This is a genomic window from Glutamicibacter mishrai, assembly GCF_012221945.1.
Taxonomy (GTDB): Bacteria; Actinomycetota; Actinomycetes; order Actinomycetales; family Micrococcaceae; genus Glutamicibacter; species Glutamicibacter mishrai.
This window is the reverse complement of record NZ_CP032549.1, coordinates 250,142-275,860: the sequence shown is the minus strand read 5'-3', so window position 1 is coordinate 275,860 and position 25,719 is coordinate 250,142. Positions and strand designations below refer to the sequence as shown.

Sequence of the window (25,719 nt, the reverse complement as noted above, 5' to 3'; positions counted from 1 at the left end):
AACTCTTGTTCTAAATGTGATCTCGACCGCGATGCAGCCACAGCAATTATTCAGCGGAGCTGCGAAGGGACAGGCTCAGCGAGTTCATGCAATAGCGCAGATCGGTCGGCGTATTAAAGCCTTCACCTTCAAAAACATGGCCCATGTGCGAATCGCACGCAGCGCACCGGACTTCCACGCGCTTCATGCCCAGGGACTCATCGGTGATATACCGAACGCGGTCCTCGGCCAATGGGGCATAAAACGATGGCCAGCCGCAGCTGGCGTCGAATTTGGTCGTGCTGGCAAAAAGCTCGGCCCCGCACGCACGGCAGGAATAGACGCCCTCGGTCGTTGTATCCCAGTACTCGCCGGTAAACGGACGCTCGGTCCCGGCCTGGCGCAGCACATGGAACTCCTCAGGGGAGAGTATTTCCTGCCACTGCACCTCGGTGCGAGCCGAAACGTCCTGGGCAGAGTCCGGGGTCTTGTTTAATGATTCTTCACTCATACCCATGGAAACGTTCGGACGCGACAGATGATTCCCGCACGGCAACGTGGAAAGATGAAAACATGGCTCGGAATATCGTAGATACCCTGCAACCGCGTAAAACCATCCCCGCGACCCTGCTGGGCGTGGGACTCGGAGTTGGCGCCGGCTCGCTGGTGGCAGCCAGCGTCTCAGCGCTCGCCGGATACTTCGCCCGACGCGTTGTCACCCCTGAAGAGCGGCGCATCGGAAACAGCATGATTCGCGAAGTCGTCACCGACTCCGAAGGCAAACTGTGGCTGCACTTCACCAAAGATGCGGACACCAACCAGCCTGGCCCGTGCATCTTCCTGACCGAGTTCGACGCCTGCGCCCTGCGGCTCTCGGCCCCATCCGATGTGCCCGGCAAGCCGCGGCTTGTCGCCCGCAAAATCGAGCACGTTTACCGCGGCAGCCTTGAAAGAGTCCGCAGAGGCTATCTCTCCGGAGCGATCTACGAACACCCCCAGGACCTGGGGTTCACCGCCGAAAATGTCGTCGTTCCCCTGGAAGGCGGCGACGGGCCCGCATGGCTGGTGCGCGGCACCAATCATGAAGACGTGTGGGTGATTGGAGTGCATGGCCGCGGTGCGAGGCGCAACGAGACCATCCGCGCACTGCCCGCCCTGGCCTCCATGGGAGTCACGGCGCTGCTCATGAGCTACCGCAATGACGGGCTGGCGCCCAATGCGCCCGACGGGCGCTACGGACTCGGGGATACCGAATGGCTCGATGTCCAAGCCGGCATCAGCTTCGCCTTGGAACACGGCGCGAAGCAAATCATCTTGCTCGGCTGGTCCATGGGCGGTGCCATCAGCTTGCAGACCGCCGACCGCAGCGAACTGGCCGGCCGCATTGATTCGCTGATGCTCGTGGGACCGGTGATCAACTGGGTAGATGTGCTCTCGCACCAGGCCCGGGCCAATAAGATCCCGCAGTCGGTCGGGCGCTTCGCCCAGTGGCTGCTATCCAACAAGGCCGGACGCTGGGTCACCGGCCAAGCCGCCCCGGTCAACCTGCGCAGATTGAATTGGGTTGACCGCGCCAGCGAGCTGACCCATCCCATGCTGATCATGCATTCCCGCGACGACGAATTCGTGCCCAACGGGCCCAGCCTCAAGCTGGCTGCTTTGCGTCCGGATCTGGTGACCTTGCGGACCTTCACCAAGGCCGGGCATACGCGCGAGCCGAACGTTGATCCGCAAGGCTTCGCCCAAGCGATCACGAACTTCCTGGCCAAGCGCATCGCTGCCGCGGCTGAAGCCTCGTAACGCACAAAAGACCCTGCCTCGCTACGGTGATAGCTTCCCGTAGCGATGCAGGGTCTTTTTGCGTGGGGGTGGAGCGGTTAGCTGGTGATTGCGGCCCAGAGAGCTTCGGTGGCCTGTGCAGCGTCCTGCGGGGCGATCTCCAAGCTGAAGCCTCGCCGGCCACCGGAAATGAACACCGTCTCGAATTGCTGTGCGCTGCTGTCGATCACGGTTCGCGAGTGCTGGCGTTGCCCGAAGGGCGAGATTCCGCCGAGCACGTAGCCGCTGCGGCGCTGTGCGGCGGCCTTGTCAGCCATCTGCGCCTTCTTCTTGCCCAGCGCCATGCCGATGGCCTTCAAATCCAGCATCGCGGCCACCGGCACCACTGCCACGGCCAAGTCCTCGGCCGCCGTGGACCCGGTGGAGACCATCAGCGTCTTGAACACCCGATCGCCGCTGACGCCCAATTGCTGCGCAGCCTCGGCGCCGTAGCTCTCGGCCGAATCGCTGTGCGTATAACTGTGCGCGACATAGCTGATGCCGGCAGCGTCCAAGGCCGCGGTGGCCGGCGTGGAGGCAGCCTGCTTTTTCTTGCCCACTACTGAAAATTCCTTTGCTTCAGGCGACGTGCTCTCGGCGCCAGGAGACTAGGCGGCCAGCTGTTCGGAGACCTGGCGCTTGATCCGCCCGAGCATCGCGGTCATGCCGCGCATGCGCAACGGGGAGAGCGCACGGGTCAGTCCCAGCTGCTGCGGCATGTCATCGGGCACATCCAATACGGACTGCGCATCAATGCCGTCCAAGCCTGCGGCCAGCACAGATGCGAAACCACGAGTGGTTGGCGCCTCAGGCGGGGCGGAGAAGAACAGATTAACCGTGCGATCCGCATCCTCGGCGACTTCCACCACCAGGAACAACGGCGACTGGCACTCGACCACTTGCTCGAACAGCTCCGGGTGGTCCGCTAGGCGCGGTGGCAGTTCCGGCAGTTCACGTGAATATTCCAGCAGCAACTCCAGGCGGTCCGCTTCGGGAACTTCGGTGAACTCCTCGACAATTTCCTTGAGTTCCTCGGGCAACTGGCTCATGCGCGCGCTCCACGCTTGGCAGGTACCTCGCCCTTGGCTTCGCCGCGGACGATCGGCACGCCCACAGCGTTGCCCCATTCGGTCCAGGAGCCGTCATAGTTGCGGACATTCTCAAAGCCTAAGAGGTGCTTGAGCACGAACCACGTGTGGCTGGAGCGTTCGCCGATTCGGCAGTAGGCCACCACGTCATCGCCTGGCTTCAAGCCCGCGCCGTCCAGGTAGATGGCCTCCAGCTCTTCGCGGGAACGGAACGTGCCGTCTTCGGCTGCGGCCTTGGCCCATGGCACCGAAGCCGCACTCGGAATATGGCCACCGCGCAGTGCGCCCTCTTCCGGGTAGTTCGGCATATGGGTGCGCTCACCGGTGTACTCTTCAGGCGAGCGGACGTCGATCAGCGGGCTGCCCAGATGCGCCAGAACCTCGGGCAGGAAAGCGCGGATCTCAGAGTCGGCGCGCTCGATGACCGGGTATTCGGTGCTGGCGGCTTCGGGCTTCTGCGTGCTCAGTTCGCGGCCTTCGGCGATCCACTTGTCGCGCCCGCCATCCATCAAGCGCACATCCTCGTGGCCGAAGAGGGTGAAGACCCACAACGCGTACGCTGCCCACCAGTTGGACTTGTCTCCGTAGATCACCACGGTGCTCTCTCGCGTGATGCCCTTGGCGGACATCAGCGCGGCGAAGCCTTCACCGTCGACGTAGTCGCGGGTGACCTCGTCGTTCAATTCGGTATGCCAGTCGATCTTCAGCGCGCCAGGGACATGGCCGGTGGAATAGAGCAGGATATCTTCATCGGACTCCAGCACGACGAGGTTTTCCTCGCCCAGATGATCGGCGACCCATTGGGTTGAGACCAGGCGTTCAGGGTGGGCGTAGGAGGCGTACTTATCGTTGGACTCAACGGGCAATGGCATTGATGATCACGATCCTTGCGGTTCTTGGTACTTGGCCGCGCTAGAAGCACATGGCGCGGACTTTACTTCTAGCCTAGTCCCGAACGGCGGGGAAGGCAGTGTGGGATACGACATTTTAGGCAATCAACGACACTATTCAAGGTAAACTGGCCGGTGGGCTTGCCATGGCAGCCCGGATCAACTGAGCAATCAACTGAAGGGCTCCCACAGCCAATGGCGACAATCACCCACCTGAGCGAGACCAAGCCGAATCTTTCAATCGAAGAATTGCTGGCCGGTTTCCATCCGTCCTACCGCTTTGGTGAAGTGTCCTTCAACACCTACCGGCCCGACCCGACCCAGCCCTCGCAGACCGAAGCCGTGAACAAGCTCAAGGCCTTTGCTGAAACGGTCGGCAAAAAAGATTCGGGATCCCTTTTCTCCAAGCTCTTTGGCAAGAAAAAGGAAGCCAAGAACGGCATCTACCTCGATGGCGGATTCGGCGTGGGCAAGACCCACCTGCTGGCCTCGCTGTGGCATGCCGCACCGGGGCGCAAAGCTTTCGGCACCTTCGTCGAATACACCAACCTGGTCGGCGCGCTCTCCTTCCGCCAAACCGTGGATGTGCTCAGCCAGTATTCGCTGGTTTGCATCGACGAATTCGAGCTGGACGATCCGGGGGACACCGTGCTGATGTCCCGCTTGATGCGCGAACTCTCGGATGCCGGCGTGAAGCTCGCCGCGACCTCTAACACCTTGCCTGGCGCGCTCGGCGAAGGCCGCTTCGCCGCGGTTGACTTCCAGCGCGAGATCAAGACGCTGTCCGAGCAGTTCGACGTGCACCGCGTGGAGGGCGAGGACTTCCGCCACCGCGGCCTGCCCGATGCCCCTGAACCATTGGACGATCAGCAGATCGAAGCCTTCGCGCAGCAGCGTTACCCGGAGAAGACCCTTGCCGTCGATAACTTCGACCAGCTCGTGGCCCACCTTTCCCAGGTCCACCCTTCGCGCTACCGCCAGCTCTTGTCGGAAACCGACGTGCTGGTGCTGCACAACGTGGACACCATCACTGATCAGGCCATCGCCCTGCGCTTCGTGGTCCTGGCCGACCGCCTGTACGACAAGGACGTGCCCATCGTTGCCTCGGGCAAGCCGTTCAGCGAATTGTTCACCCCGGAGATGATGTCCGGCGGCTACCAGAAGAAGTACTACCGCGCGGTCTCGCGCTTGACCGCTTTGGCTCGTGAGGGCCAGATCGGCGAACCGGCGATCTAGCAGCGCCTAGCCCTCATCAATTCTTCATCGCCGAGCAGCCCGCTCGGCGATGAAGTGCGTTAAGAGCCCTGCCACCAGTGCCCAGAATGCTCCGCCGATGCCAAAGAGCGTGAGATTTCCCGCCGCCACCAGGAGGGTAACCAGTGCGCTCAAGCGCCATGCGGGATCGGTGATAGCCCCGGTGAGGGAACTTCCCAGCGTAGCCAACAAGGCCAGTCCGGCCGCCGCTTGGAACAGGCCTTCAGGCGAGGCATTCGCCACCGAGACGATCAGCGCGCTGAACGCGCCGAAGATCAGGTAGAAGGCGCCCGAACTGATGCCAGCCCGCCAGCGGAGCTTCGGATCGGCACCCGCCTGCTCTCCGGCAGCCAGGGCGGCGGTGATAGCTGCAAGGTTGATGGCATGGCCGCCAAAGAGCGCCCCGACGCCGGATCCGATCCCGGTGGAAACCATCGAAGGCCGCCACGGCAACTCGTATCCGAAGGAATTGAGCACGGCCACGCCCGGAATATTCTGCGAGGCCATGGTGACAATAAAGAGCGGCACGCTGATGCTGGCTATCGCTTGCAATGAAAATTCAGGTACAACGAATTGCAGCTGCGGCACGATCTGCAACTGCGACCATGCTTGATTCTGCCCGATGTGCCAGAGCCCGAATGCCACGGCAGCCAGCATGCTCAATGCCACCGCGAACCGAGGCAGTATTCGCAGGCCGATCAAGAAGACCAGCAGTATGCCCAGGGCCGGCAGGGTAATTGCGCCCAGCGAGGTAAAGGGCTTGATGCACAGGGGGAGCAGAACGCCTGCGAGCATGCCCTGCGCAATGGGAACCGGGATCCGGGTGAGCAGCTTGTGCAATCCCGGAACCAGCCCGGTGAGCACGATCAGGACGCCGCTGATAATGAATGCGCCGACCGCTTCTGAAAACGTAAATGCTCCGGGCGCCAAGGAGGCGAGCATCGCGGCACCAGGTGTGGACCAGGCGATGCTGATCGGGATTCGGTGACGCCAGGACAGCGCTATCGTGCACACGCCCACGAAGACCGAGAGGGCCAGCAGGCCCGAGGCTGCTTGAGAGGGTGAAGCACCGACTTGGAATAGCCCAGCGAGTACAACTGCGAAGGAGGCGACGAAGCCAACCATCGTGGTGATCAATCCCGCAATTACGGCTTGGCTTAAACTATCTTCAGTCGAGGCGCGTTGAACCATAAGTCATTTCTACAGGTTCACTCCGGCTAGGGGATAATCACATCAGTTTGTGAAGTTAAACTGAAAAGGCACCGACCGCAGCCGGTACCTTTTCTGGATGCTCGGGCAAGCCGAGGGGAGTTATCCGAAGGGATTAGCCTTCGTTGTTCTCGCCTTCGCCACCCTCAGCGCCTCCGCCAAGTCCGTTGACGTAGTCGTTAGCGCCCTGCTGGGCACCGTCGACCTGCTCTGCGAACTTGCCACCGGTCTTGTCGTCGATGAAATCGCCGACCTGATCGATGCCCTGGGAGACCTGGTCTGGGTTCTCTTGTGCGAATTCCTCTGCCTTGCCACGTAGATCATCAAAACCTACCATGATGCACCTCCATTCGTTTGTGGGAACCCCTTTAGCTCCACAACTGTTCTCCACCCTAAAACGAAAAATGTGATCAGGGAAGAGTAGTGGAAAACTCGGGTGTGTCGAACGGTTGAAGTTAAAGCAAAAATGGGAACCACTTGGAGTGATTCCCATTCTCTATTTGGAGCGGTCAACGAGGTTCGAACTCGCGACCTCAACCTTGGCAAGGTTGCGCTCTACCAGCTGAGCTATGACCGCAAAACTATATTCAATTATTTGGAGCGGTCAACGAGGTTCGAACTCGCGACCTCAACCTTGGCAAGGTTGCGCTCTACCAGCTGAGCTATGACCGCATGGATATCACAAGGATATTCAGTGCGCGATACTGGGATCGAACCAGTGACCTCTTCCGTGTCAGGGAAGCGCGCTACCGCTGCGCCAATCGCGCCGAAGATTCAAGATGGAATCCCGACAGAATTCAAATGGAATCTGAATTCTCAGAGCGGTCAACGAGGTTCGAACTCGCGACCTCAACCTTGGCAAGGTTGCGCTCTACCAGCTGAGCTATGACCGCATAATATTTACTTATTACAGATTCATGGTCTGGTGAACCATAATTCCGTGCGCGATACTGGGATCGAACCAGTGACCTCTTCCGTGTCAGGGAAGCGCGCTACCGCTGCGCCAATCGCGCTAAAAAGATCTGCAATCTTCATTGCGAGGTGGGGACGGGATTCGAACCCGCGTATACGGCTTTGCAGGCCGCTGCCTCGCCTCTCGGCCACCCCACCATACTGGCCGAAGCCAGAGTGACTAGTTTTACCTAGTCGGTGAATCTTTTTGCGAGCGGACAACGAGGTTCGAACTCGCGACCTCAACCTTGGCAAGGTTGCGCTCTACCAGCTGAGCTATGTCCGCAAAATGTGCTGTTTTCTGAACGTTTCCGTTCGTTCCAACGAGTAAAAACTCTATACGAGATTTCGCATCCGTCCAAATCGAAACGCTGAGATCTGGTTCACAACGCCCAAAAACCCCGAAACTACGCGGAAAATTCATATTTCCACCGCGACTAGGAGCGAAGCGGGGTAGCCGCATGTCATGATCGTGTGCATGACGTCTCCAAAATTAGCCACTCAGACCGGTTCGGGCCGCATGTACTGCAGGATGGTTGGGGGAGAAGCGATTGTCCCATCCATCACCACAGTCATCGGCATGGACAATATGGATCTTTCTGGCTGGGCCGGCTATATGGCGGCTAAGTCGTTGTCGGAAGACCAGCGGCTTTCCCAAGCCCTGGCAGACGGGCGGCAACTGCGTTCCTTGGTCAGGGACGCGGCAAACGCTGCTGAAATCTACCGCGACCAAGCGGCAGCGCGCGGGGACCGGGTCCACAACTATGCAGAAGCATGGGCGTTACAAGCACTGGGACAAGAACACGATCTTGCCGGCGCAAAGGCAGAATTAGAAGCTAATAATGAGCTGGCTTACGCTCAGCACTTCGAATCCTGGTGGGCGGACTACAACGTTGAACCGCTCGCCGCAGAAGTCACGGTTTGGAATGACACCGTTGGCTACGCGGGAACCATCGATCTAGTGGCCAAGATCGGCGGGCGGGTATGCATCGTGGATTACAAGACGAAAACCTCTGACCGCGATGGCATCGTCAAACGCCCCGATGACAAGGTCATCATGCAGCTCGCCGCGGCGTGCAAAGCCGAAGAGCAGATAGTCGACGCCGAAGCTGGCGTGTGGAAGCCATGGGAATACGGAATGGACTCCATGCTGCTGGCAGTAGCGCTGGGGGATACCGGAACTCGAACCTTCATGGCCCCCACATCTGCAATGCCGGACTACTGGGCCAAGTTCTTCGCCTTGCGCCGCAATTGGGAAGCCACCCACAAGATCTCCCAAGCGCGGGCCACGCTGGCTGAAATCACGCCGCCAGCTCGATAAAGCCCAGCGTCGACCGCGTAGACTGGAACGGTTAGCTTTCAGCACGGCACGAGCTAATACCAACAGTCAACGGCAAAGAAGGTACCAGCGGATTATGGCGATTTTGGGAATTCGGATCATCGGAGACCCCGTTCTACGCACCCCAGCGCAGGAGGTGACCGACTTTGGCCCGGAGCTCCAGAAGCTCGTCGAAGATATGGATCAGACCATGGAGGACGTCCATGGCGCTGGCCTGGCAGCACCGCAGGTGGGCGTTTCACTGCGCGTGTTCACCTACCAAATTGGCAGCGAACGCGGCCATATCGTCAACCCGGTCCTCGAACTGAGCGACGATTTCCAGGAAGACCAGGTCGAAGGATGCCTTTCCATACCAGGTGTCGCTGCGCCGGTACCGCGTCGCCGCTACGTCAAGGCCAAGGGGTTCGATAAGTTCGGCAATCCCGTAGAGCTGGAAGGCGCCGACATGCTCGCACGCTGCTTCCAGCACGAAACCGACCACCTTGACGGAATTCTCTTCCTCGATCGGCTCGCGCCGGAGGAGAAGAAGGCCGCTTGGCGCACACTGCGTTCAGCCAATTACTCGCAAACCGCAAATGCCACGGTGCAAAAACGCTCAGGTGCGCTCGGCTCCAGCTTCGGCGCAGGATTGGGGAACTAGGACATGAGGATCCTCTTTGCCGGCACGCCCCAAGTGGCTGTCACCTCGCTGGACTACTTGTACGAAGCCGGGTTCGAAATCGCCGCGGTCTTGACTCGACCGGACGCGCCGCTGGGACGCAAACGCGTTCTTACGCCTTCTCCCGTGGCCGCCCGCGCCGAAGAACTCGGCTTGCCCATCATCAAGGCCGCCAAGATCACCGAAGAGACGACCGCCGAGCTTCAAGCACTGAACCTCGAAGCAGCAGCCATTGTCGCTTACGGCGGATTGGTGCCCGAGGCCGCATTGCAGGTCCCCACCCACGGGTGGATCAACCTGCATTTCTCGTTGCTGCCGCACTGGCGCGGCGCCGCGCCAGTCCAGCATTCGATTATCCATGGTGATGACATCACCGGCGCAGTGACCTTCCAGCTGGAAACAGGACTGGACACCGGTCCGGTTTTCGGCCAGGTCACCGAGCGAATCGACGAACTGGACACCGCCGGAATCATGTTGGAGCGATTGGGCCACTCTGGTTCCACATTGCTGGTCCAAACACTGCAGGCCCTGGAATCGGGTCAGGCCGTTGCCGTCGCGCAATCCGGTTCGCACACCTACGCCCCGAAGATCACCGACATCGACGCGGAACTGGACTTCGGCCGCCCGGCCACGGAAATCAGGCGCCGCGCCCACGGGACCACCCCGTTCCCCGGCGCCTGGGTCAAGGTTCAGAACCAGCGCTTCAAGTTCGGTCCGCTGCGCGAGCACCGCGAGATCACCGATTTGGCCCCCGGCGAAGTGCGCATTGAACCGGGCAAGCAGCCCAAGGTGTACATCGGGACCGCGACATGGGCCCTTGAACCCACAGAAATCCAGCCTCCGGGCAAAAAGATGATGAAGGCCTCCGATTGGGCACGTGGCGTGCTCACCCAGGGAACGAAAGTGAGCTTCGCATGAGCGGGCAGGAACCACGCGGCGGATACCGTGACAATGAACCGCGACGCAATGCGCAGGGCCGAACCCGCAATCGCGGCCAAGCCGGTCCTCGCCAATACTCGCAGTCGGCACCCGGGCAGCGTAAACGCCAGGCCGACCCAGCCCGGCTCGTGGCCTTCAAGGTCTTGCGGGAGGTCTCCGGCTCCGATGCCTACGCCAACCTCGTGCTGCCCAAGATGATCCGCGAGTACCAGCTTGATCGGCGCGACGCCGGATTCGCCACCGAACTGGCCTACGGGGCACTGCGTGGACAGGGTTTCTATGACGCGATCCTGGGAACCTTGGTGGACCGGCCGCTGGCCGAACTGGACCCGGCCATCTTGGATGCTTTGCGTCTGGGCGCCCACCAGTTGCTGGCCATGCGCGTACCCAAGCATGCTGCGTTGGACGAAACGGTTTCTTTGGCCCGCGCGCAGATCGGCGCCGGCCCATCAGGGCTGATCAACGCGGTGCTGCGCCGTGTTTCGGCCCAGGAAGCGCAGGACTGGACCCAGCAGCTGGCGGGCGCCGCCAGCTCGGAATCCGAGCGTTTGTCCATCGAGCATTCGCACCCGGACTGGATCGTTCGCGCACTGCGCGGTGCGTTGATCGCCCATGGCCGCGACGCGTCGGAAATCGAGGCCCTGCTTGAGGCCGACAACCTCGCGCCGCTGGTGAACCTGGTTGCCCTGCCGGGGCTGGGCGATCTGTCCGGCGCCCTGGAAGCAGGGGCCGAACCGGGGAGCCTGCTGGCTGATTCGGCAACCTACAAGCACGGCGATGTTGCGCGTGTGCCCGGCGTCAAAGAGGGCACCGTGCGCGTCCAGGACGCCGGCAGCCAGGTCATGGCCCGCGCCTTGGCCAGCGTTGCCTTGCCCGACGACGGCGAAGACCGCTACTGGCTGGACTTGTGCGCCGGCCCCGGAGGCAAGGCGGCATTGCTCGGCGCCATCGCGGTGCAGCGCGACGCCCGGCTGACCGCCAACGAGCCGACCGCCCACCGAGCACGCCTCGTTGCCAATTCCCTGGATGCGGTTCCGCATGGCTACTGGATGGTGACCGAGCAGGACGGCCGCGACTTCGGCGGGGAAGACTATGCGGGGGATTACGACCGAATCATGGTCGACGCGCCCTGCTCGGGCCTTGGTGCATTGCGCCGCCGCCCCGAGTCGCGCTGGCGCAAGGCTCCACGGGATATTCCGGAATTGACTGCACTGCAGGGCGAACTGCTGGATGCCGCCTTCAATGCGGTGCGTGTCGGCGGTGTCATCGGATTTGTCACTTGCTCGCCGCACCAGGCTGAAACCCGCCTGGTGGTCGAGGACTTCCTCAAGCGTCACGAGAATGCCGCGCTGCTGGATACCGGGGCAGCCGTCACCGACGTCGTGTACCCGCAGACACCAGCCGCCGGACATGCCCTGGGCGAGGGCAGCACCGTGCAGCTATGGCCGCACATCCACGGCACCGATGCCATGTTCATGGCGATTCTGACCAAAAAAGCCTAGCCAAGCACGAGTATCCCAAGGAGCACCTATGCGCAACGCACGGATCAATCCTTCGATCCTGTCCGCCGACTTCGCAAACCTGGCCAGCGAGCTGGAGCGGATCCACACCGCCGACGCCGTGCACGTGGACGTCATGGACAACCACTTTGTCCCGAACCTGACGCTCGGCCTGCCCGTGGTGGATGCCCTGCAGAAGGTCAGCAAGCTGCCGATCGACGTGCACCTGATGATCGAGAATGCCGATCGCTGGGCCCCGGAGTACGCCCAGCTTGGCGTGGACTCGGTGACCTTCCACGCAGAAGCTTCCGCGGCGCCGATTCGCCTGGCTCGTGAATTGCGCTCCGCCGGTGTCAAGGCCGCCATGGCCCTTCGCCCGGCCACCCCGATCGAGCCCTACCTGGATATGCTCGGCGAACTGGACATGGTCCTGCTGATGACCGTCGAGCCGGGCTTCGGCGGCCAGAAGTTCCTGGATCTGGTGCTGCCGAAGATCCAGCGGGCCCGCGCAGCGATCGAAGGCAGCGGCAAGCCCATCGCATTGCAGGTCGACGGCGGCATTTCGCGTGACACGATTCTGCGGGCAGCTGAAGCCGGAGCAGACGTATTCGTAGCCGGATCCGCGGTATATTCGGCTCCTGAGCCCTCGGCCGAGGTGGATGTATTACGCAATCTTGCATTGGGTGGTCACTAAAGCCGGCCAAAGTGTGCCAGAATAATTTGTTGTAAACACGAATACGTGCTCCGGGGTCGGTGAAAGTCCGAACCGGCGGTGATAGTCCGCGACCCGCTGCCAAGGCCACAAGCCGAGGCTGCGGTTGAGCCGGTGGAATTCCGGTACCGACAGTTAAAGTCTGGATGGGAGAAGCACGAATTTGATTTGCCTATTGGTCCTGCCGATAGCCCTTCACCGGGCTATCGTCTAAAGCGGAGCCACAGGCCCATCAAATGCACACCCCCGGAGCCGCAGCTTCGAGAAGGGTGGAAAGATGGATTTCCTGCGGTGGCTCATTGAAGCTTTCAACTCACAAATCGCGATCGGCTCCTCGGCACTTCTAGTGCGCGAAGTCGTCGGCAACATCTTCGGCCTGGCCAGTGCCGTCGGCGGCATGCGCCGTAAAGTCTGGGCCTGGCCGGTAGGCATCATCGGCAACCTCCTGCTGCTTACGGTCTTCCTCGGCAGCCTCTTCGACACCGGCTACACGGCGAACCTCTGGGGCCAAGCCGGCCGCCAAATCATGTTCATCGCCGTCTCGGTCTTCGGATGGTATCGCTGGAAGCAGGCGAAAAACGGCACCGGGCATGCCGTCACCCCGCAGTGGGCATCGAACAAAGCTCGGCTGGCCCTTGTCGCCATCCTGATGCTCGGCACCATCGCGCTGACCCCGTTATTCCGCCTGCTCGGATCCTACGAGCCGGTGTGGGCCGACGCGTGGACCTTCGTTGGCTCGATGCTGGCCACCTACGGCATGGCCAAGGGCTGGGTCGAATTCTGGCTCATCTGGGTCGCCGTCGACGCGGTAGGCGTCCCGCTGCTCTTCTCCGCCGGCTACTACGCCAGCGCCTTCATGTACCTGTTCTACGGTGCCTTCACGCTGATCGGGTTCTTCGTCTGGGCCAAGTCCAAACGCGACGCCAAACCCCGGATCGAAACCGAACTGCCCGATCCGACCATCTCGCAGCAGCGATAAAGGGGTGGAAGAACGATGGTAACAACCCAGGAACTGGACGCCGCGCTGAGCACTGCGCTGGAAACCGCAGGCCGCGGGCATCGCGGAGCGAATCCTCTGGTCGGCGCCTGTATCCTGGACGACGAAGGCAACCTGATCGCCACCGGCTACCACCTGGGCGCCGGCCACCCGCACGCCGAGGTCGACGCCCTGCGCCGGCTGGGGAAAATCGATCCGGCAGCAGCAAGAAAGCTGACCATGGTCGTCACCCTGGAACCGTGCAACCACACCGGCCGCACCGGTCCATGCGCAGCGGCGATCGCCAACGCCGGGATCGGCTCTGTCTACTATGCGGTCAGCGATAATACGGCTGCCAGCGGGGGAGCAGAATACCTGCGCGGCCGCGGAATTCGGACCACCCAGTTTGAAGATGATGCCGCCGCTCGCGCGTTGAACCATCGGTGGTTCCTGTCCAAAGAGCAGGCGCGCCCCTTCATCACTGTGAAGCTGGCTCAGTCGCTGGATGCCCGCATCAACGCGCCGGATGGCACCAGCCAGTGGATCACCTCGGCGGAATCCCGCAACCATGCCCATGGCTTGCGAGGCCGAGTGGACGGGATCCTGATCGGCACCAATACCGCGGTGATCGACAATCCGCGGCTCACCGCCCGCACCAGGGACGGCCAGCTGCACAGCATGCAGCCGTACCGCCTCGTCATGGGACAGCGCGAATTGCCAGGGAATCTGGCGCTGGCCGAAGGCGAAGACTGGGAGCAGATCGCCACCCACGACGTGCACGCGGTCATCGATCGCGCCAACGAGCTGGGATTGGGCCATCTGCTGATCGAAGGCGGCGCCACCGTCGCCTCCGCATTCATCGAAGCCGATCTGGCCGATGAACTCTACTGCTACCAGGCGCCATTGCTCATCGGCGCCGGCAGTTCATCGGTCAATCTGCCCACGACCACCTTGAGCCAGGCACACCGCTACCGGCTGGATACCGCCAGCAACGAATCATTGGCCCGGCTCGGCGATGACATCATGCTGCATCTTGAACCACTGCCCAGCGCTTAACGCGAACTACAAATTTTTCGAGGAGAAACCATGTTCACCGGAATCGTCACCGGCCAGGGGATCATCGAGGGGATCACGACCGATCCCGATCAGGACCTGGCAGTACTCACCCTCAGCGCCCCAGGGCACACCGAGAACCTCGGTTTGGGCGGATCGCTGGCCGTTAACGGCGTCTGCCTGACCGCCACCGAGCTGGAGGGGGAGAAGCTCAGTGTTGATGTGATGGGAGAAACCCTGCGCCGCACCACTACCGGATCCCTGCGTGCCGGCGACAGCGTCAACCTTGAGCGCTGCACCCAGGCAGGCGCACGGCTCGACGGCCACGTCGTGCAGGGCCACGTGGATACCGTGGGTGAAGTCCTGCAGCGCGTCGACCACGGCCAGTGGACCACCTTCCGCATTTCCTTGGACGATCAGTACGCGCCGCTGACCGCGGAAAAGGGCTCGATCGCCCTTGACGGCATCTCGCTGACCATCACCGGCGTCTCGCCAGCCAGCTCCACCGGAGCGCACTGGGTGGAAGTGGGCATCATCCCGATCACCTTGGCCGAAACCACCATGGGCCAGCGCCAGGTCGGCGACAAGATCAACATCGAGGTCGACGTGCTGGCCAAGTACGTCGCCCGCCTGAACGAATTTGGCGGGGCCCGCGCATGAGCTCTTCCACGCTAGACCCGATCCCAGCGGCGCTGGCGGCATTGGCTGCAGGCCGTGCCGTCGTTGTCGTGGATGATGAGGACCGCGAAAATGAAGGCGACATCATCTTCGCCGCCCAGCATGCCACCAGCGAGCTGATGGCCTTCACCATCCGCTACACCTCAGGGGTCATTTGCGTTCCGCTAGAGGCCGAGCGCGCCGACGCCCTGGGCCTGGGCCCGATGGTCGGAATCAACCAGGACGCCAAGGGCACCGCTTTCACCATCACCTGCGACGCCGCCGAAGGCATCACCACCGGCATTTCCGCGGCCGATCGCGCGTTGACCACCCGGTTGCTGGCCGATCCAGCCACCGTGCCGGCGCAGCTTTCGCGTCCCGGTCATATCTTCCCGCTGCGTGCGGCCGCCGGGGGAGTGCTCGAACGGCGCGGCCACACCGAGGCCGCGGTAGATCTGTGCCGTGCGGCCGGCCTGGAACCGGTAGGTGTGATCGGCGAGATCACCAAGGATGACGGCGAAATGATGCGCCTGGATGACTTGCGGATCTTCGCCGCAGAGAACGACCTGCCGCTGATCTCCATTGACGATCTGGCACGCTGGCGCCGGGTCAACGACGAGATCGAACTGACCGATCCGATCAAATTGCCGACCGCTTTCGGCGACTTCACTGCCCGGGCTGCTACCGCCGAAGGCCACGAGCACATGGTTCTCAGCCACGAAGGGCCGGACGGCAGCACGCCATCAAATCTGGTGCGCATCCATTCCGAATGCCTGACCGGTGACATTTTCGGGTCCTACCGCTGCGACTGCGGCGAGCAGCTGCATGCTTCGATGGCGCAGATCGCCGCCGAGGGCGGCCACATCATCTACATTCGCGGCCACGAGGGCCGTGGCATCGGCCTGGCGAACAAGCTGCGCGCCTACGCCTTGCAGGAATCCGGAATGGACACCCTGGATGCCAACTTGCATCTGGGCTTCCCGGCCGACGCCCGCGAGTATTTTGCCGTGGCGGCGATCCTCAAGGCCATGGGGCTGCAGGCCATCCGCCTGCTGAGCAATAACCCTGACAAGCAGCAGCAGCTGACCGATGCCGGTATAACGGTCGACGAACTGGTTTCGCTGCGCATCACCCCGCGCGAACAGAACTCCGCCTACTTGCACACCAAGCAAGCACGCTTCGGCCACCACCTGGATCTCCCCGATGAGCCGCTGACCGATACCGAAGCCAACGCCTACCACGGCGCCTGATACCCCACTGCACGAGGAGCAAATTCATGAGCAAGCACGGAGCCCCCACCGATGTCACCGACCAGCTGAAGTCACTGGCCGGCACCGAAAAATTCGCCGGACTGAAGGTAGCGATCCTTGCCGCCAGCTGGCACGAGGTCATCATGAACGGCCTGATCGACGGCGCTCAGCGTGCCGCCAAAGACGCAGGACTTGAGGACAACACCACCCTGATTCGGGTCCCGGGCACCTTCGAGCTGCCAGTTGCGGCCGCTTCGCTGGCCAGCGACTACGATGCGATCATCGCCCTGGGCGTGGTGATCCGCGGCGGCACCCCGCACTTCGACTACGTCTGCCTGGCGGCGACCAATGGCTTAACCAATGTGAGTGTCGACACCAAGACCCCTGTTGGTTTCGGCGTGCTCACCTGCGATAACGAAGAGCAGGGCTTGGACCGCGCTGGCTTGGAAAACTCCAGCGAAGACAAGGGATACGAGGCCTACTCGGCAGCGGTCATGACCGTCGCCGCCCTGGCCTAGCTCCCAGGCGGCCCGTCACAAAGGGCCACCTGAATGCAGAAGCCGTGAAGAAAAACGCTAGGATTGGTTCCGTGAAAACTTTTGACGAGCTCTTCAGCGAACTGTCGCTCAAGGCACAAGAACGCCCGGAAGGCTCTCGTACCGTCACCGAACTCGACTCTGGTGTCCATGGCATCGGCAAAAAAGTTGTCGAGGAAGCCGCCGAAGTTTGGATGGCTGCGGAGTACGAATCCGACGAGGCCGCAGCAGAGGAAATCTCCCAGCTGCTCTACCACCTTCAGGTTCTCATGATCGCCAAGGGCATGACCTTGGCCGACGTTTACAAGCATCTATAGCCGTCGCATCGCCGCGTGCGGATCACCTTCGATCCGCACGCGACGATCGCACGGCAGTAACGACGGCCAACGAAAATAATCCTTGGCGCTTGTTTATGGCTGAACGCCGCAGCGCCACACTGACGAAATGAGTCAACAATGCTCCGCGTAGCCCTGCCCAACAAGGGTGCCCTTTCAGAAATCGCTTCCACCATGTTCAAGGAAGCCGGTTACCTCCAGCGCCGCGATTCGCGCGAACTGGTCCTCGTCGACGAAGAGAACCAGGTTGAATTCTTCTACCTGCGTCCCCGCGACATCGCCGTATATGTAGGCCGCGGCATCCTCGACGTGGGAATCACCGGTCGCGATCTCTACCTCGACGCAGACGTGGACGATGACGTCGAAGAACAGCTTTCCCTCGGCATCGGCAAGTCCGCATTCCGCTTCGCCGCCCCCATCGGTGCGTTCAACGACGCCAAGCAGCTCAACGGCAAGCGCATTGCCACCAGCTACGACGTGTTGCTGCGCCACTATCTGGAAAAGTCCGGCATCGATGCATCGATCGTCCGCCTTGACGGTGCTATCGAATCCTCGGTTCGCCTCGGCGTCGCCGACGCCATTGCCGACGTGGTCGAAACCGGAAACACCATCAAGGCTGCAGGCATGGAGATCTTCGGCGATCCGCTGCTGCAGTCGGAGGCCGTTTTGATCGGCCGCGTTGACCACAAGCCAGCTGGCCTGGATGTGCTGATTCGCCGCCTGAACGGTGTGCTTGTGGCCCGCCAGTACGTCTTGCTCGACTACGACGTGCGTCGCGAACAGGCTGACGAAGCCTGCGCACTTACCCCGGGCTTGGAGTCGCCAACCGTTTCGGATCTGGCCAACTCCGACTGGGTTGCAGTCCGTGCGATGGTGAAGAAGTCGCAGACCAACACCATCATGGATGAACTGTACGACGTAGGCGCCCGCGCCATCTTGGTGAGCCAAATCCACGCCTGCCGCATCTAGTAGACAAGGAAACTACCTTCGATGAGCGTTGCTATCCGCGTTATTCCTTGTCTTGATGTTGATGCTGGCCGAGTCGTCAAGGGCGTCAATTTCGAGGGCCTTCGTGATGCCGGCGATCCAGTTGAACTGGCTCGCCGTTATAACGAAGCTGGCGCCGACGAACTGACCTTCCTGGATGTCACCGCGTCCAGCTCGGATCGCGAAACCACCTACGAAGTAGTTCGCCAAACCGCCGAGGAAGTCTTCATTCCGCTGACTGTCGGTGGTGGCGTGCGAGCGGTAGAGGATGTTGACCGCCTGCTGCGCAACGGTGCTGACAAGGCCTCGATCAATACCGCTGCTGTGACTCGCCCTGAGGTGATCAACGAGATCACTGAGCGCTTCGGGTCCCAGGTGCTGGTGCTCTCGGTTGATGCACGACGCACTGCTGACCCTTCGATCGCATCCGGTTATGAAGTGACCACCCATGGTGGCCGAACCGGTACCGGAATGTGTGCTGTGGCCTGGGCGAAAGAAGCCGCAGAACGTGGTGTGGGTGAGATCCTGCTTAATTCCATTGATGCTGATGGCACCAAGGATGGATTCGACCTAGAAATGATCCGGGCTGTGCGCGCAGCAGTGTCGGTGCCTTTGATCGCATCCGGTGGCGCTGGCAAGCCTGAGGATTTCCCGCCTGCGATCGAAGCTGGCGCTGATGCGGTACTAGCTGCGTCGATCTTCCACTTCGGTCCAACGGACATGATCGCCCAGGTAAAGCAGGCGATCCGCGACGCTGGCTACCCAGTTCGCTAAGCTCAACACGCGAATGGCTCGACACCGAGGTGTCGAGCCATTTCTGTATGCTTAGTCATTGGCGATGAGTTCTTTCTCCGTACGCCAAACGTCCATTTGCAAGGTATTGCTAGGAACTGCTGCCTGTCCGGGAATCGCTTGCCAAGGTCCACCATCTACGCTGAATTCGCCGCGATACAAGGTCGTCACGTCGACTCCGAATTTTCCCGTCTCCGAATACGAATGACTGGTCGGAGTTTCGTCATGCAGGGTATGTCCTGGCATAGCTTCGCCAGGGAAACTCAAGTTTCGTTTGGATCCATCTCCGTAGTTCCAGTTCCACTGGATAGGGATAGCTTTGATTCTGACATTTGCCCCAGACAAATTTGACTTGAATTCCTGAGTCTCCTTGCTTGCCCAGAAATGCGTGTGTCCATTGCGAAGAGAAAACTTGTTTGGTGCACTCTGAATCGTCGAGCCCTTGATTGGGAACGAGCGAAACTTCTGGAGGTCGATTCTTATTTGTTCGACAAATAAATCCTCAGGTAGATCTTCTGGAAGAGGATCGCCCGGACATTGCCGGTATTGTCGCACCAGTATGAAATCGATCGTGTAAATCTGCCTTGTGATTGGTAGTGAGCCGTCAGGGCATCGGGCCATATCTGGGTTTTGGTCACAAGTTGATTTGTTTTCCTTGCCTGAAAAGCATTCGTCAAAATCGCGTATTCGATATTTTGGCTTTTTCACCCTTTTTTCATCGTGTTGCTCCGAGCCGTCATCTTCGTCTGACCATATTTCGAAATTCTTCAATCTATCGTCTTCAGGGTCCAACGAATCACATTCAGTTGAGTTGTGTTTGACGTTGTTCTGGCCGAACCCAACTTCGTCATTTGACTCAGGACAAGCCGGCTTCGCAGGCTCCCGTATGTCCCCGAATGCAGATAACGGTGTCAATAAGATTGACGAGGCGGTTAACAGGATAATTAGGCACCGAGCGGTCATTGGTCGGTCTTTTCGAAATTGATCGCGTAAACCTTCCAACCTGAGTCATAAACCAAGGTAAGAGCGGCAACTTGGGATCTGGACTCTGGGTTACTCGATTCAACCTTCTTGGGCGTGATATAGAACTTAGCTGCGTCAACCTTGAAGCGCACCGAAACTGTTGCCTTGTCCTTTGAGGGTTTGTAGGCGTCAATCATCTTATATTCATGCTTGCCACCGACCTGCCATTTTCCGGTTACCTGAGCTCGTCCGGCTGGATCGATGAGTGCAGTTCCACAAATTTCGCACTTACGCAGCGAATACTTCTTAAGTGGTTCAGCGTCGTTTGTTTCAACTGCGTAGTTAATGAGCGAAAAGTAGTAGCCGGCAAAAGCAGAAGCCCCATCTGCAGTATTTGCTTTTGCAGATTGAGGTATCGCAGGTAATGGGACATTCTCAGCGGGCCCCATTTCAGTAGCAGGTCTGTAAACCTTTGTCGGAGTGGGGGTTGCGCTTTGAGCGACTTTTGAAGCCGTGGGTGATGGCGAGGGTGAAGCTACTTGAGTCGACGAAGGCGAGTCTGTACTTGTCATGGTGCAGCCCGCGAGTAGCACAACTGCCAATATGGCCATCGCAAGATTGGATTTTCCCATTGGTGTACTCCAATAGTCTCTCGTCCTCTGGTTGACCGCTATCTTATGCCCGAAGACGCACCTTGGGGAGATCGCTAAACAAAATTGTGGACTAACTTCAAAGACTTTTTGCACTTCAGGCACGCCTTGATGTTCGATTCTTGTCGTTCTGAAGATGTCAAGCGCACTCCGAAACTCTCCTGACGCTGTCTTGTTAATCCTTGACGAAATAACTACATACAGCGCTTTCGATCAATTGACAACGAGCGATACGTGGCATTTTGTAAGTAGAGAGATGGAGGCAGGAATAGTGCTGTGCTCTTCAACAGTGGCCAGCCTGAAAATCACTTGTGGAGATATTTGAAGTTATCAATCTTGCTTTGACTGCGTAGGATAGGCTCGGATATTCGATGGCTCAGCGCAGACACGGGGCATCTTCGTAATCTCCGGTCAAGTAACGCAAACGAGTGTTGCTAGAACCCTGGCTTGAAACCCTTGACGATTTCCAGAGCGGTCTCTCCACCTTCAAAGAGCACGAGGCTCTGGTCGATGCGTCCGAAACCGTACAGCATCAATTCGGTGACAGGTCCAGTGATGGAAACAGCGTTAGGTGCCTTCTTGGCCACGTGGCGCTGCCCATCAGGACGGGTGAGGATGATGCCGACAGGTGCCTTGCGGAACAGGACGCGGGACATCCGAGTCAGGGACTGCCACAAAAGCTCGGTGTATTCCTTGTCCAGGACGCGAGGTGCCCACTGCGCACGGGCGCGTCGGACGTCTTCGGTATGGATGAAGTACTCCGAGAGGTTAGCGGCCTGATCGAACTTGTCGATAACAAACGGCGAGTACTTGGCGGGACCAGAGCGGAAGGTGCGGATCAGCGAGGCATAACGTTCAGGGGACTGCGCCGCAGTAGCAAGCTCGTCGACCTTGGCATCGAGTTTCTTGGAGAGCGGTTTGAAAACTACGCCCGCAGCAAGGATCGATCGCTCGCGGACCACAAGGTGCGCGGCAAGATGACGGGTTTGCCACCCGTCGCAAAGAGTGTCAGCGGTAGGACCTGCGGCAAGCAAGGTCTCGGCCAACGCGAGTCTGGAAGCCTGAACTAAGTGCATCACTTCTGAAAGTAGCACGGGCCAAGCATTGAATTGCGCAATGCTGGGGCAGTGTCGCCCATCTGCTCAATGGCGTTGACGAGCGGTGCGTCACAGGGCGATGAAACGGCGCCAAAACCAGTATGCTAAAGGGGATGTCTACTTCTAACGACGGCTCGAATCCGAGCCCCGAAACCCCAAGCCTCGATCCAGCGATTGCCGATCGGCTTAAGCGCGACGGAAACGGGCTTGTTGCCGCGATCGCACAGCAATATGACACGGGCAAGGTCCTGATGCTCGGCTGGATGGACGATGAAGCTCTGCGCCGCACCTTGAGCACGGGCCGCGTGACCTTCTACTCGCGCTCCCGGCAGGAATATTGGCGCAAGGGCGATACCTCCGGGCACTTCCAGTTCGTGAAGTCCGTCGCCCTGGATTGCGACGGCGATGCCCTGCTGGTGCAGGTGGACCAGGTGGGGGCGGCATGCCACACCGGTACCGAATCCTGTTTCACCGATCGGCAGCTGCCGGCTGTGGTCGGCAACCGCCCAGAATAGTACTTTCCAAATCTCCAGCCGCCCATGCGGGCAGGCGGGAATTTGATGCTTTCTGCACGGTGCGAACCTGCAGGAACAAAACGTAGAAGAAGAACACTGATGAAAACTCTCGGCAAGATTTCCCCATCACGCGAGCACTTCCGCACCATGGCCGCTGATCGTCGGGTGATACCGGTGACGATCACCGTCCTCGCCGACTCGCTGACCCCGATTGGGCTCTACCGCACCCTGGCCCAAGGGCGCCGCGGCACCTTCTTGATGGAATCAGCGGCTCCGGGCGGCGTGTGGAGCCGGTACTCGTTTATCGGCGTGAACTCGCCGGCCACCCTGAGCACCCGTGGGGGAGAAGCCTACTGGCAGGGGCAGGCACCCGAAGGACTGCCAACCGGCGGCGTGGGCGTCGAAGTGCTGCGCGACACCGTGCGCGCTCTGAAGACCGAACCGGTGCCAGGCATGCCCACCCTGACCGGCGGCATGGTCGGGTTTGTCGGCTGGGAGTGCGTTCGCCATTGGGAGAAGCTGCCGAATCCTCCGGCGGATGACCTGAACCTGCCGGAACTGAGCATGAACCTGGTCGCCGATATGGCGGCGCATGATTCGGCCGAAGGCACGGTCACGCTGATCGCCAACGCCATCAACTTCAACGGCAACGACGAGAACGTTGACGAAGCCTACGACGATGCCGTGGCTCGTCTGCAGCGGATGCTCGATCAGCTGGCCGAACCGGTTCAAGCCACTGCCTCGGTGCTCACCGGCACCGATGTACCGCGCGAAAAGCTGATGGAATCGGTAACCCATTCGTGGGCGGAAAACGAGTACCTGGACGCGCTGGCCAAGTCGAAGACCGCGATCGTCGACGGCGAAGTGTTCCAGATCGTGGTGTCGCGACGCTTCGAGTTGGAAACCCAGGCCGACGCGCTGGATGTCTACCGCGTGCTGCGGGCCACCAACCCGAGCCCCTACATGTACCTTTTCAACTTCGAAAACGAAGATGGCGAGGCCTTCGAGATCGTCGGTTCCTCGCCTGAAGCCCTGGTGACGGTCAACGACTCTCATGTGGTCACCCACCCGATCGCCGGTTCGCGTCCGCGCGGCGCCAACTACGAGGACGATCAGCTCTTCGAGAAGTCGCTGGTGAACGATGAGAAGGAACGCGCCGAGCACCTGATGCTGGTCGATCTTTCGCGCAATGACCTGTCCCGGGTCTGCCAGGCAGGCACCGTGGAGGTCACCCAGTTCATGGAGGTCGAGCGCTTCAGCCACATCATGCACCTGGTATCCAACGTCGTGGGCAAGACCCGGGACGATGTGGACGCCTACGATGTGCTCGCCGCGACCTTCCCGGCCGGCACGCTCTCCGGTGCTCCCAAGCCCCGCGCCCTGCAGCTGCTCGATGAATACGAGCCGTACCGCCGGGGCATCTATGGTGGAGTAGTGGGCTACCTGGACTTCGCCGGCGACATGGATATGGCTATCGCCATCCGTTCAGCGCTCTTGAAGGGCGGCCGAGCCTATGTCCAGGCCGGCGGCGGAATCGTCAACGACTCGAAGTTTGCCGATGAGGCGCTGGAGACGGTGAACAAGGCCGCCGCCCCGCTGCGCGCCGTGTGGGCCGCCCAATCCATGCATGCAGCACACAAAATCAACACCGAACTAGGTGAACAGAAGTGAAAAAATTGACCAGTGCCCGCTACCTTGCCATGGTTGGCATGCTCGGCGCCCTCTTGGGCTTTTGGTCCGCGACCCGAACCTGGATCACCGTCGATGTGGCCGCCAGTTCGGTGCAGATCCCGCAGATCGTGATCGACGGGGCGAAAGCCGCCGGCTCGGTGACGGCCGTGTGCGTGGTGGTGCTGGCTGGTTCGCTGGCCCTGCTGATCGCCGGCAAGGTTGCCCGCTACATCATCGCGGCGCTGAGCCTGCTGGCCGGCGTGGCGGCGATCGCCGCGGGAGCCGGCGCGCTGGGCGATCCACAGGCCGTGGCGGCCACCGCCGTCGCCGAAGCCACCGGATTGGCGCAGAACGCCGGTGATTACACGGTGACCGCATGGCCGGTGATGGCGATCATTGCCGGAGCCCTGATGGCCCTGCAGGCCGTGCTGGTTTTCGTCTTCGCGCGCCAGTGGCCGACCAAGGCCAGCAAATACGACCGCCAGGCAGCAAAAAACGCCACCGCAGCCAAGGATCCCTCCTCGCGCAGCATCGCGAACTGGGAGCAGCTGTCGGCCGGCGAGGATCCCACCTCCGAGGCCAAATAGCTCGCCCGGTGGTGATTCGCGCCACCGATTTGAAACGAAAGCCCGCGCAAATAGGATGTGACCGGGCACAGATGGCAGAATGGTTCCTGAAGACCAACGCCCGCGGCCTGCATCCTGGGTCCCAGGGCTTAACAAACATAAGGAGAACGCGAGACATGTCGCAGAACACCGAGATCGATCCGGTATACGCCGAAGAGATTGGCCACGGTAACTCCATCGCAGCATGGAGCTGCGTGCTGATCATGACCCTAGGCTTCGTCGTGGGCGGCATCGCTTTCGCGAACCTAGCTTGGTCCATCGTCTGGGTCGGCTGCGGCATCGTGGTTCTCGGCCTGATCGTTGGCGCCATCCTGAAGGCAGCCGGCTTTGGTGTCGGTGGCGCTCGCAGCGGAGCATCGCACTAAATTGAGCGTTCTTGATGACATCATTGCGGGCGTCCGGGAAGACCTGGGCGCCCGTCGCGCAATCACCAGCCTGGAAGCGGTCAAAGCGGCTGCCGCTCAGGCTGCCCCGGCCCGCGACGCCTTTGCGGCCTTGGGCGGCCGCGAACAGCAGGAGTCCCGCGACCACCTGCTGCGGGTGATCTCGGAAGTCAAGCGCAAGTCCCCATCCAAGGGGGCGCTGGCACAGATCGCTGAACCGGCGGCCCTGGCTGCCGAATACGAGGCCGGCGGCGCCTCGGTGATTTCGGTGCTCACCGAAGCCCGGCGCTTTGGCGGTTCGCTGGCTGATTTGGACGCGGTGCGTGCCGCGGTGCAGATCCCGGTGCTCCGCAAGGATTTCACGGTCGACGAGTACCAGATCTACGAAGCCCGTGCCCACGGCGCGGACCTCGTATTGCTCATTGTTGCGGCGCTGAATGATGAATTGCTGGCTTCTTTCCTAGAATTGACGCATCAGCTGGGGATGAACGCCCTGGTCGAGGCGCACACCGAGGAAGAAATCCAGCGGGCACTGAAGGCCGGAGCAAAAATCATCGGCGTCAACGTGCGCAATTTGAAGACGCTTGACGTCGATCCTGCGACCTTCGGCAAACTTGCTCCGCTGATCCCGGCCGAAGCGGTGATCGTCGCCGAATCAGGCGTCGAATCCATCGAGCAGGTCGCCCAATATGGGGCAGCCGGCGCCGACGCCATCCTGGTGGGTGAAGCACTGGTGAAGCACGCCGATCCGCGCGCCACCGTCGCCGAATTCATCACCGCTGGAACCGAAGCCAAACCGCAGCGCTAGCAGCTGCGGAGCCAAGGAACCACGAACAAACTTTCACGTGCCCCGCAGGAGCTTCCGGCGGGGCACGAGACATACCACCAATCA

Annotated in this window: 29 protein-coding genes, 7 tRNA genes and 1 riboswitch; of the genes, 20 read left to right on the top strand and 16 right to left on the bottom strand. The window is 60.7% G+C overall.

Going from position 1 to position 25,719, the window contains the following annotated elements; translation table 11 throughout:
• Positions 1-46 precede the first annotated feature (46 nt).
• Positions 47-490: a peptide-methionine (R)-S-oxide reductase MsrB gene (gene msrB, locus D3791_RS01315; RefSeq protein ID WP_022876478.1), complete on the bottom strand. Its 444-nt coding sequence runs from the start codon at positions 488-490 to the stop codon at positions 47-49.
• A gap of 62 nt (positions 491-552) precedes the next feature.
• Between msrB and D3791_RS01310 the strand changes: the two genes are divergently transcribed.
• Positions 553-1,779 carry an alpha/beta hydrolase family protein gene (locus tag D3791_RS01310; protein WP_172511086.1) on the top strand — a complete coding sequence of 409 codons (1,227 nt, stop codon included), beginning with the start codon at positions 553-555 and terminating at the stop codon, positions 1,777-1,779.
• Positions 1,780-1,856: 77 nt separating this feature from the next.
• On the opposite strand, the gene ybaK is transcribed toward D3791_RS01310, so the two are convergent.
• Genes ybaK through D3791_RS01295 form a run of 3 tightly spaced genes read right to left on the bottom strand, consistent with a single transcriptional unit; the run spans position 1,857 to position 3,757 of the window.
• Positions 1,857-2,357: a Cys-tRNA(Pro) deacylase gene (gene ybaK / locus D3791_RS01305; RefSeq protein WP_022876476.1), complete on the bottom strand. Its 501-nt coding sequence runs from the start codon at positions 2,355-2,357 to the stop codon at positions 1,857-1,859.
• Positions 2,358-2,405: 48 nt separating this feature from the next.
• Complete coding sequence (locus D3791_RS01300; RefSeq protein ID WP_022876475.1) at positions 2,406-2,846, bottom strand: SufE family protein; 441 nt, start codon at positions 2,844-2,846, stop codon at positions 2,406-2,408.
• Complete coding sequence (locus D3791_RS01295; protein WP_172511085.1) at positions 2,843-3,757, bottom strand: sulfurtransferase; 915 nt, start codon at positions 3,755-3,757, stop codon at positions 2,843-2,845. Before D3791_RS01295 ends, D3791_RS01300 begins: the two co-directional genes overlap by 4 nt.
• A 213-nt stretch (positions 3,758-3,970) precedes the next feature.
• Between D3791_RS01295 and zapE the strand changes: the two genes are divergently transcribed.
• On the top strand, positions 3,971-5,011 hold the full coding sequence (gene zapE / locus D3791_RS01290) for a cell division protein ZapE (protein ID WP_022876473.1): 1,041 nt from the start codon (positions 3,971-3,973) through the stop codon (positions 5,009-5,011).
• Between the two features lie 24 nt (positions 5,012-5,035).
• Here zapE and D3791_RS01285 read toward each other — a convergent pair whose 3' ends face one another.
• From D3791_RS01285 to D3791_RS01245, 9 genes are all read right to left on the bottom strand, one after another.
• The gene (locus D3791_RS01285; RefSeq protein WP_172511084.1) at positions 5,036-6,220 is read right to left on the bottom strand and encodes a benzoate/H(+) symporter BenE family transporter; all 1,185 of its coding nucleotides are present in this window, start codon (positions 6,218-6,220) and stop codon (positions 5,036-5,038) included.
• Positions 6,221-6,353: 133 nt separating this feature from the next.
• On the bottom strand, positions 6,354-6,575 hold the full coding sequence (locus D3791_RS01280; RefSeq protein WP_022876471.1) for an antitoxin: 222 nt from the start codon (positions 6,573-6,575) through the stop codon (positions 6,354-6,356).
• A gap of 164 nt (positions 6,576-6,739) precedes the next feature.
• Positions 6,740-6,815, bottom strand: a tRNA-Gly gene (locus D3791_RS01275).
• 19 nt (positions 6,816-6,834) lie between these two features.
• Positions 6,835-6,910, bottom strand: a tRNA-Gly gene (locus D3791_RS01270).
• A 23-nt stretch (positions 6,911-6,933) separates the two neighbouring features.
• A tRNA-Val gene (locus D3791_RS01265) sits at positions 6,934-7,005 on the bottom strand.
• Positions 7,006-7,058: 53 nt separating this feature from the next.
• Positions 7,059-7,131 (bottom strand) — tRNA-Gly (locus D3791_RS01260).
• Positions 7,132-7,179: 48 nt separating this feature from the next.
• Positions 7,180-7,251: transfer RNA gene (locus D3791_RS01255), tRNA-Val, on the bottom strand.
• Positions 7,252-7,277: 26 nt separating this feature from the next.
• A tRNA-Cys gene (locus tag D3791_RS01250) sits at positions 7,278-7,348 on the bottom strand.
• Positions 7,349-7,402: 54 nt separating this feature from the next.
• Positions 7,403-7,475: transfer RNA gene (locus D3791_RS01245), tRNA-Gly, on the bottom strand.
• A gap of 192 nt (positions 7,476-7,667) precedes the next feature.
• Here D3791_RS01245 and D3791_RS01240 point away from each other — a divergent pair.
• From D3791_RS01240 to hisF, 13 genes are all read left to right on the top strand, one after another.
• On the top strand, positions 7,668-8,510 hold the full coding sequence (locus tag D3791_RS01240; RefSeq protein ID WP_246242251.1) for a PD-(D/E)XK nuclease family protein: 843 nt from the start codon (positions 7,668-7,670) through the stop codon (positions 8,508-8,510).
• A 94-nt stretch (positions 8,511-8,604) separates the two neighbouring features.
• Positions 8,605-9,168, top strand: a complete 564-nt coding sequence (gene def / locus D3791_RS01235; protein ID WP_061951863.1) for a peptide deformylase — start codon at positions 8,605-8,607, stop codon at positions 9,166-9,168.
• 3 nt (positions 9,169-9,171) lie between these two features.
• Complete coding sequence (gene fmt, locus D3791_RS01230) at positions 9,172-10,104, top strand: methionyl-tRNA formyltransferase (RefSeq protein ID WP_172511083.1); 933 nt, start codon at positions 9,172-9,174, stop codon at positions 10,102-10,104.
• Positions 10,101-11,627, top strand: a complete 1,527-nt coding sequence (locus tag D3791_RS01225) for an RsmB/NOP family class I SAM-dependent RNA methyltransferase (protein ID WP_172511082.1) — start codon at positions 10,101-10,103, stop codon at positions 11,625-11,627. Before fmt ends, D3791_RS01225 begins: the two co-directional genes overlap by 4 nt.
• 28 nt (positions 11,628-11,655) lie before the next feature.
• Positions 11,656-12,318 (top strand): ribulose-phosphate 3-epimerase, encoded by a 663-nt coding sequence (gene rpe, locus D3791_RS01220; RefSeq protein ID WP_172511081.1) that lies wholly within the window; start codon positions 11,656-11,658, stop codon positions 12,316-12,318.
• A gap of 42 nt (positions 12,319-12,360) precedes the next feature.
• A riboswitch (FMN riboswitch) is annotated at positions 12,361-12,498 on the top strand.
• Between the two features lie 115 nt (positions 12,499-12,613).
• Positions 12,614-13,315 (top strand): nicotinamide riboside transporter PnuC, encoded by a 702-nt coding sequence (gene pnuC, locus D3791_RS01215; RefSeq protein WP_172511080.1) that lies wholly within the window; start codon positions 12,614-12,616, stop codon positions 13,313-13,315.
• 15 nt (positions 13,316-13,330) lie between these two features.
• Positions 13,331-14,368, top strand: a complete 1,038-nt coding sequence (gene ribD / locus D3791_RS01210; protein ID WP_172511079.1) for a bifunctional diaminohydroxyphosphoribosylaminopyrimidine deaminase/5-amino-6-(5-phosphoribosylamino)uracil reductase RibD — start codon at positions 13,331-13,333, stop codon at positions 14,366-14,368.
• A 30-nt stretch (positions 14,369-14,398) separates the two neighbouring features.
• Positions 14,399-15,025 (top strand): riboflavin synthase, encoded by a 627-nt coding sequence (locus D3791_RS01205; RefSeq protein WP_172511078.1) that lies wholly within the window; start codon positions 14,399-14,401, stop codon positions 15,023-15,025.
• Positions 15,022-16,272, top strand: a complete 1,251-nt coding sequence (ribB, locus tag D3791_RS01200; protein WP_172511077.1) for a 3,4-dihydroxy-2-butanone-4-phosphate synthase — start codon at positions 15,022-15,024, stop codon at positions 16,270-16,272. The genes D3791_RS01205 and ribB overlap by 4 nt, the downstream gene beginning before the upstream one ends.
• A 26-nt stretch (positions 16,273-16,298) precedes the next feature.
• Complete coding sequence (gene ribH / locus D3791_RS01195; protein WP_172511076.1) at positions 16,299-16,790, top strand: 6,7-dimethyl-8-ribityllumazine synthase; 492 nt, start codon at positions 16,299-16,301, stop codon at positions 16,788-16,790.
• 71 nt (positions 16,791-16,861) lie between these two features.
• Complete coding sequence (locus tag D3791_RS01190; RefSeq protein ID WP_022876460.1) at positions 16,862-17,125, top strand: phosphoribosyl-ATP diphosphatase; 264 nt, start codon at positions 16,862-16,864, stop codon at positions 17,123-17,125.
• Between the two features lie 138 nt (positions 17,126-17,263).
• Positions 17,264-18,112, top strand: coding sequence for an ATP phosphoribosyltransferase (gene hisG, locus D3791_RS01185; RefSeq protein WP_022876459.1), 849 nt, complete (start codon positions 17,264-17,266; stop codon positions 18,110-18,112).
• Between the two features lie 21 nt (positions 18,113-18,133).
• Positions 18,134-18,904, top strand: coding sequence for an imidazole glycerol phosphate synthase subunit HisF (gene hisF, locus D3791_RS01180; protein ID WP_172511075.1), 771 nt, complete (start codon positions 18,134-18,136; stop codon positions 18,902-18,904).
• Positions 18,905-18,955: 51 nt separating this feature from the next.
• Here hisF and D3791_RS01175 read toward each other — a convergent pair whose 3' ends face one another.
• The 3 genes from D3791_RS01175 to D3791_RS01165 all read right to left on the bottom strand — a co-directional run bounded on the left by D3791_RS01175 (position 18,956) and on the right by D3791_RS01165 (position 21,611).
• Positions 18,956-19,693 carry a hypothetical protein gene (locus D3791_RS01175; RefSeq protein ID WP_172511074.1) on the bottom strand — a complete coding sequence of 246 codons (738 nt, stop codon included), beginning with the start codon at positions 19,691-19,693 and terminating at the stop codon, positions 18,956-18,958.
• Positions 19,694-19,881: 188 nt separating this feature from the next.
• Positions 19,882-20,517, bottom strand: a complete 636-nt coding sequence (locus D3791_RS01170) for a DUF6318 family protein (RefSeq protein ID WP_172511073.1) — start codon at positions 20,515-20,517, stop codon at positions 19,882-19,884.
• 452 nt (positions 20,518-20,969) lie between these two features.
• A complete protein-coding gene (locus D3791_RS01165; protein ID WP_022876456.1) occupies positions 20,970-21,611 on the bottom strand; it encodes a TIGR03085 family metal-binding protein in 642 nt (213 codons plus the stop codon).
• A gap of 134 nt (positions 21,612-21,745) precedes the next feature.
• Here D3791_RS01165 and hisI point away from each other — a divergent pair, with 134 nt between their 5' ends.
• The 5 genes from hisI to trpC all read left to right on the top strand — a co-directional run bounded on the left by hisI (position 21,746) and on the right by trpC (position 25,635).
• Positions 21,746-22,147: a phosphoribosyl-AMP cyclohydrolase gene (hisI, locus tag D3791_RS01160; RefSeq protein ID WP_022876455.1), complete on the top strand. Its 402-nt coding sequence runs from the start codon at positions 21,746-21,748 to the stop codon at positions 22,145-22,147.
• A gap of 99 nt (positions 22,148-22,246) precedes the next feature.
• Positions 22,247-23,818: an anthranilate synthase component I gene (locus tag D3791_RS01155; RefSeq protein WP_172511072.1), complete on the top strand. Its 1,572-nt coding sequence runs from the start codon at positions 22,247-22,249 to the stop codon at positions 23,816-23,818.
• Entirely contained in the window at positions 23,815-24,405 is a 591-nt protein-coding gene (locus D3791_RS01150; RefSeq protein WP_172511071.1) for a Trp biosynthesis-associated membrane protein, read from the top strand. The genes D3791_RS01155 and D3791_RS01150 overlap by 4 nt, the downstream gene beginning before the upstream one ends.
• Before the next feature lie 155 nt (positions 24,406-24,560).
• Positions 24,561-24,809, top strand: coding sequence for an HGxxPAAW family protein (locus D3791_RS01145; RefSeq protein WP_022876452.1), 249 nt, complete (start codon positions 24,561-24,563; stop codon positions 24,807-24,809).
• A gap of 1 nt (position 24,810) precedes the next feature.
• Positions 24,811-25,635, top strand: a complete 825-nt coding sequence (gene trpC / locus D3791_RS01140; RefSeq protein WP_172511070.1) for an indole-3-glycerol phosphate synthase TrpC — start codon at positions 24,811-24,813, stop codon at positions 25,633-25,635.
• Positions 25,636-25,719 lie beyond the last annotated feature (84 nt).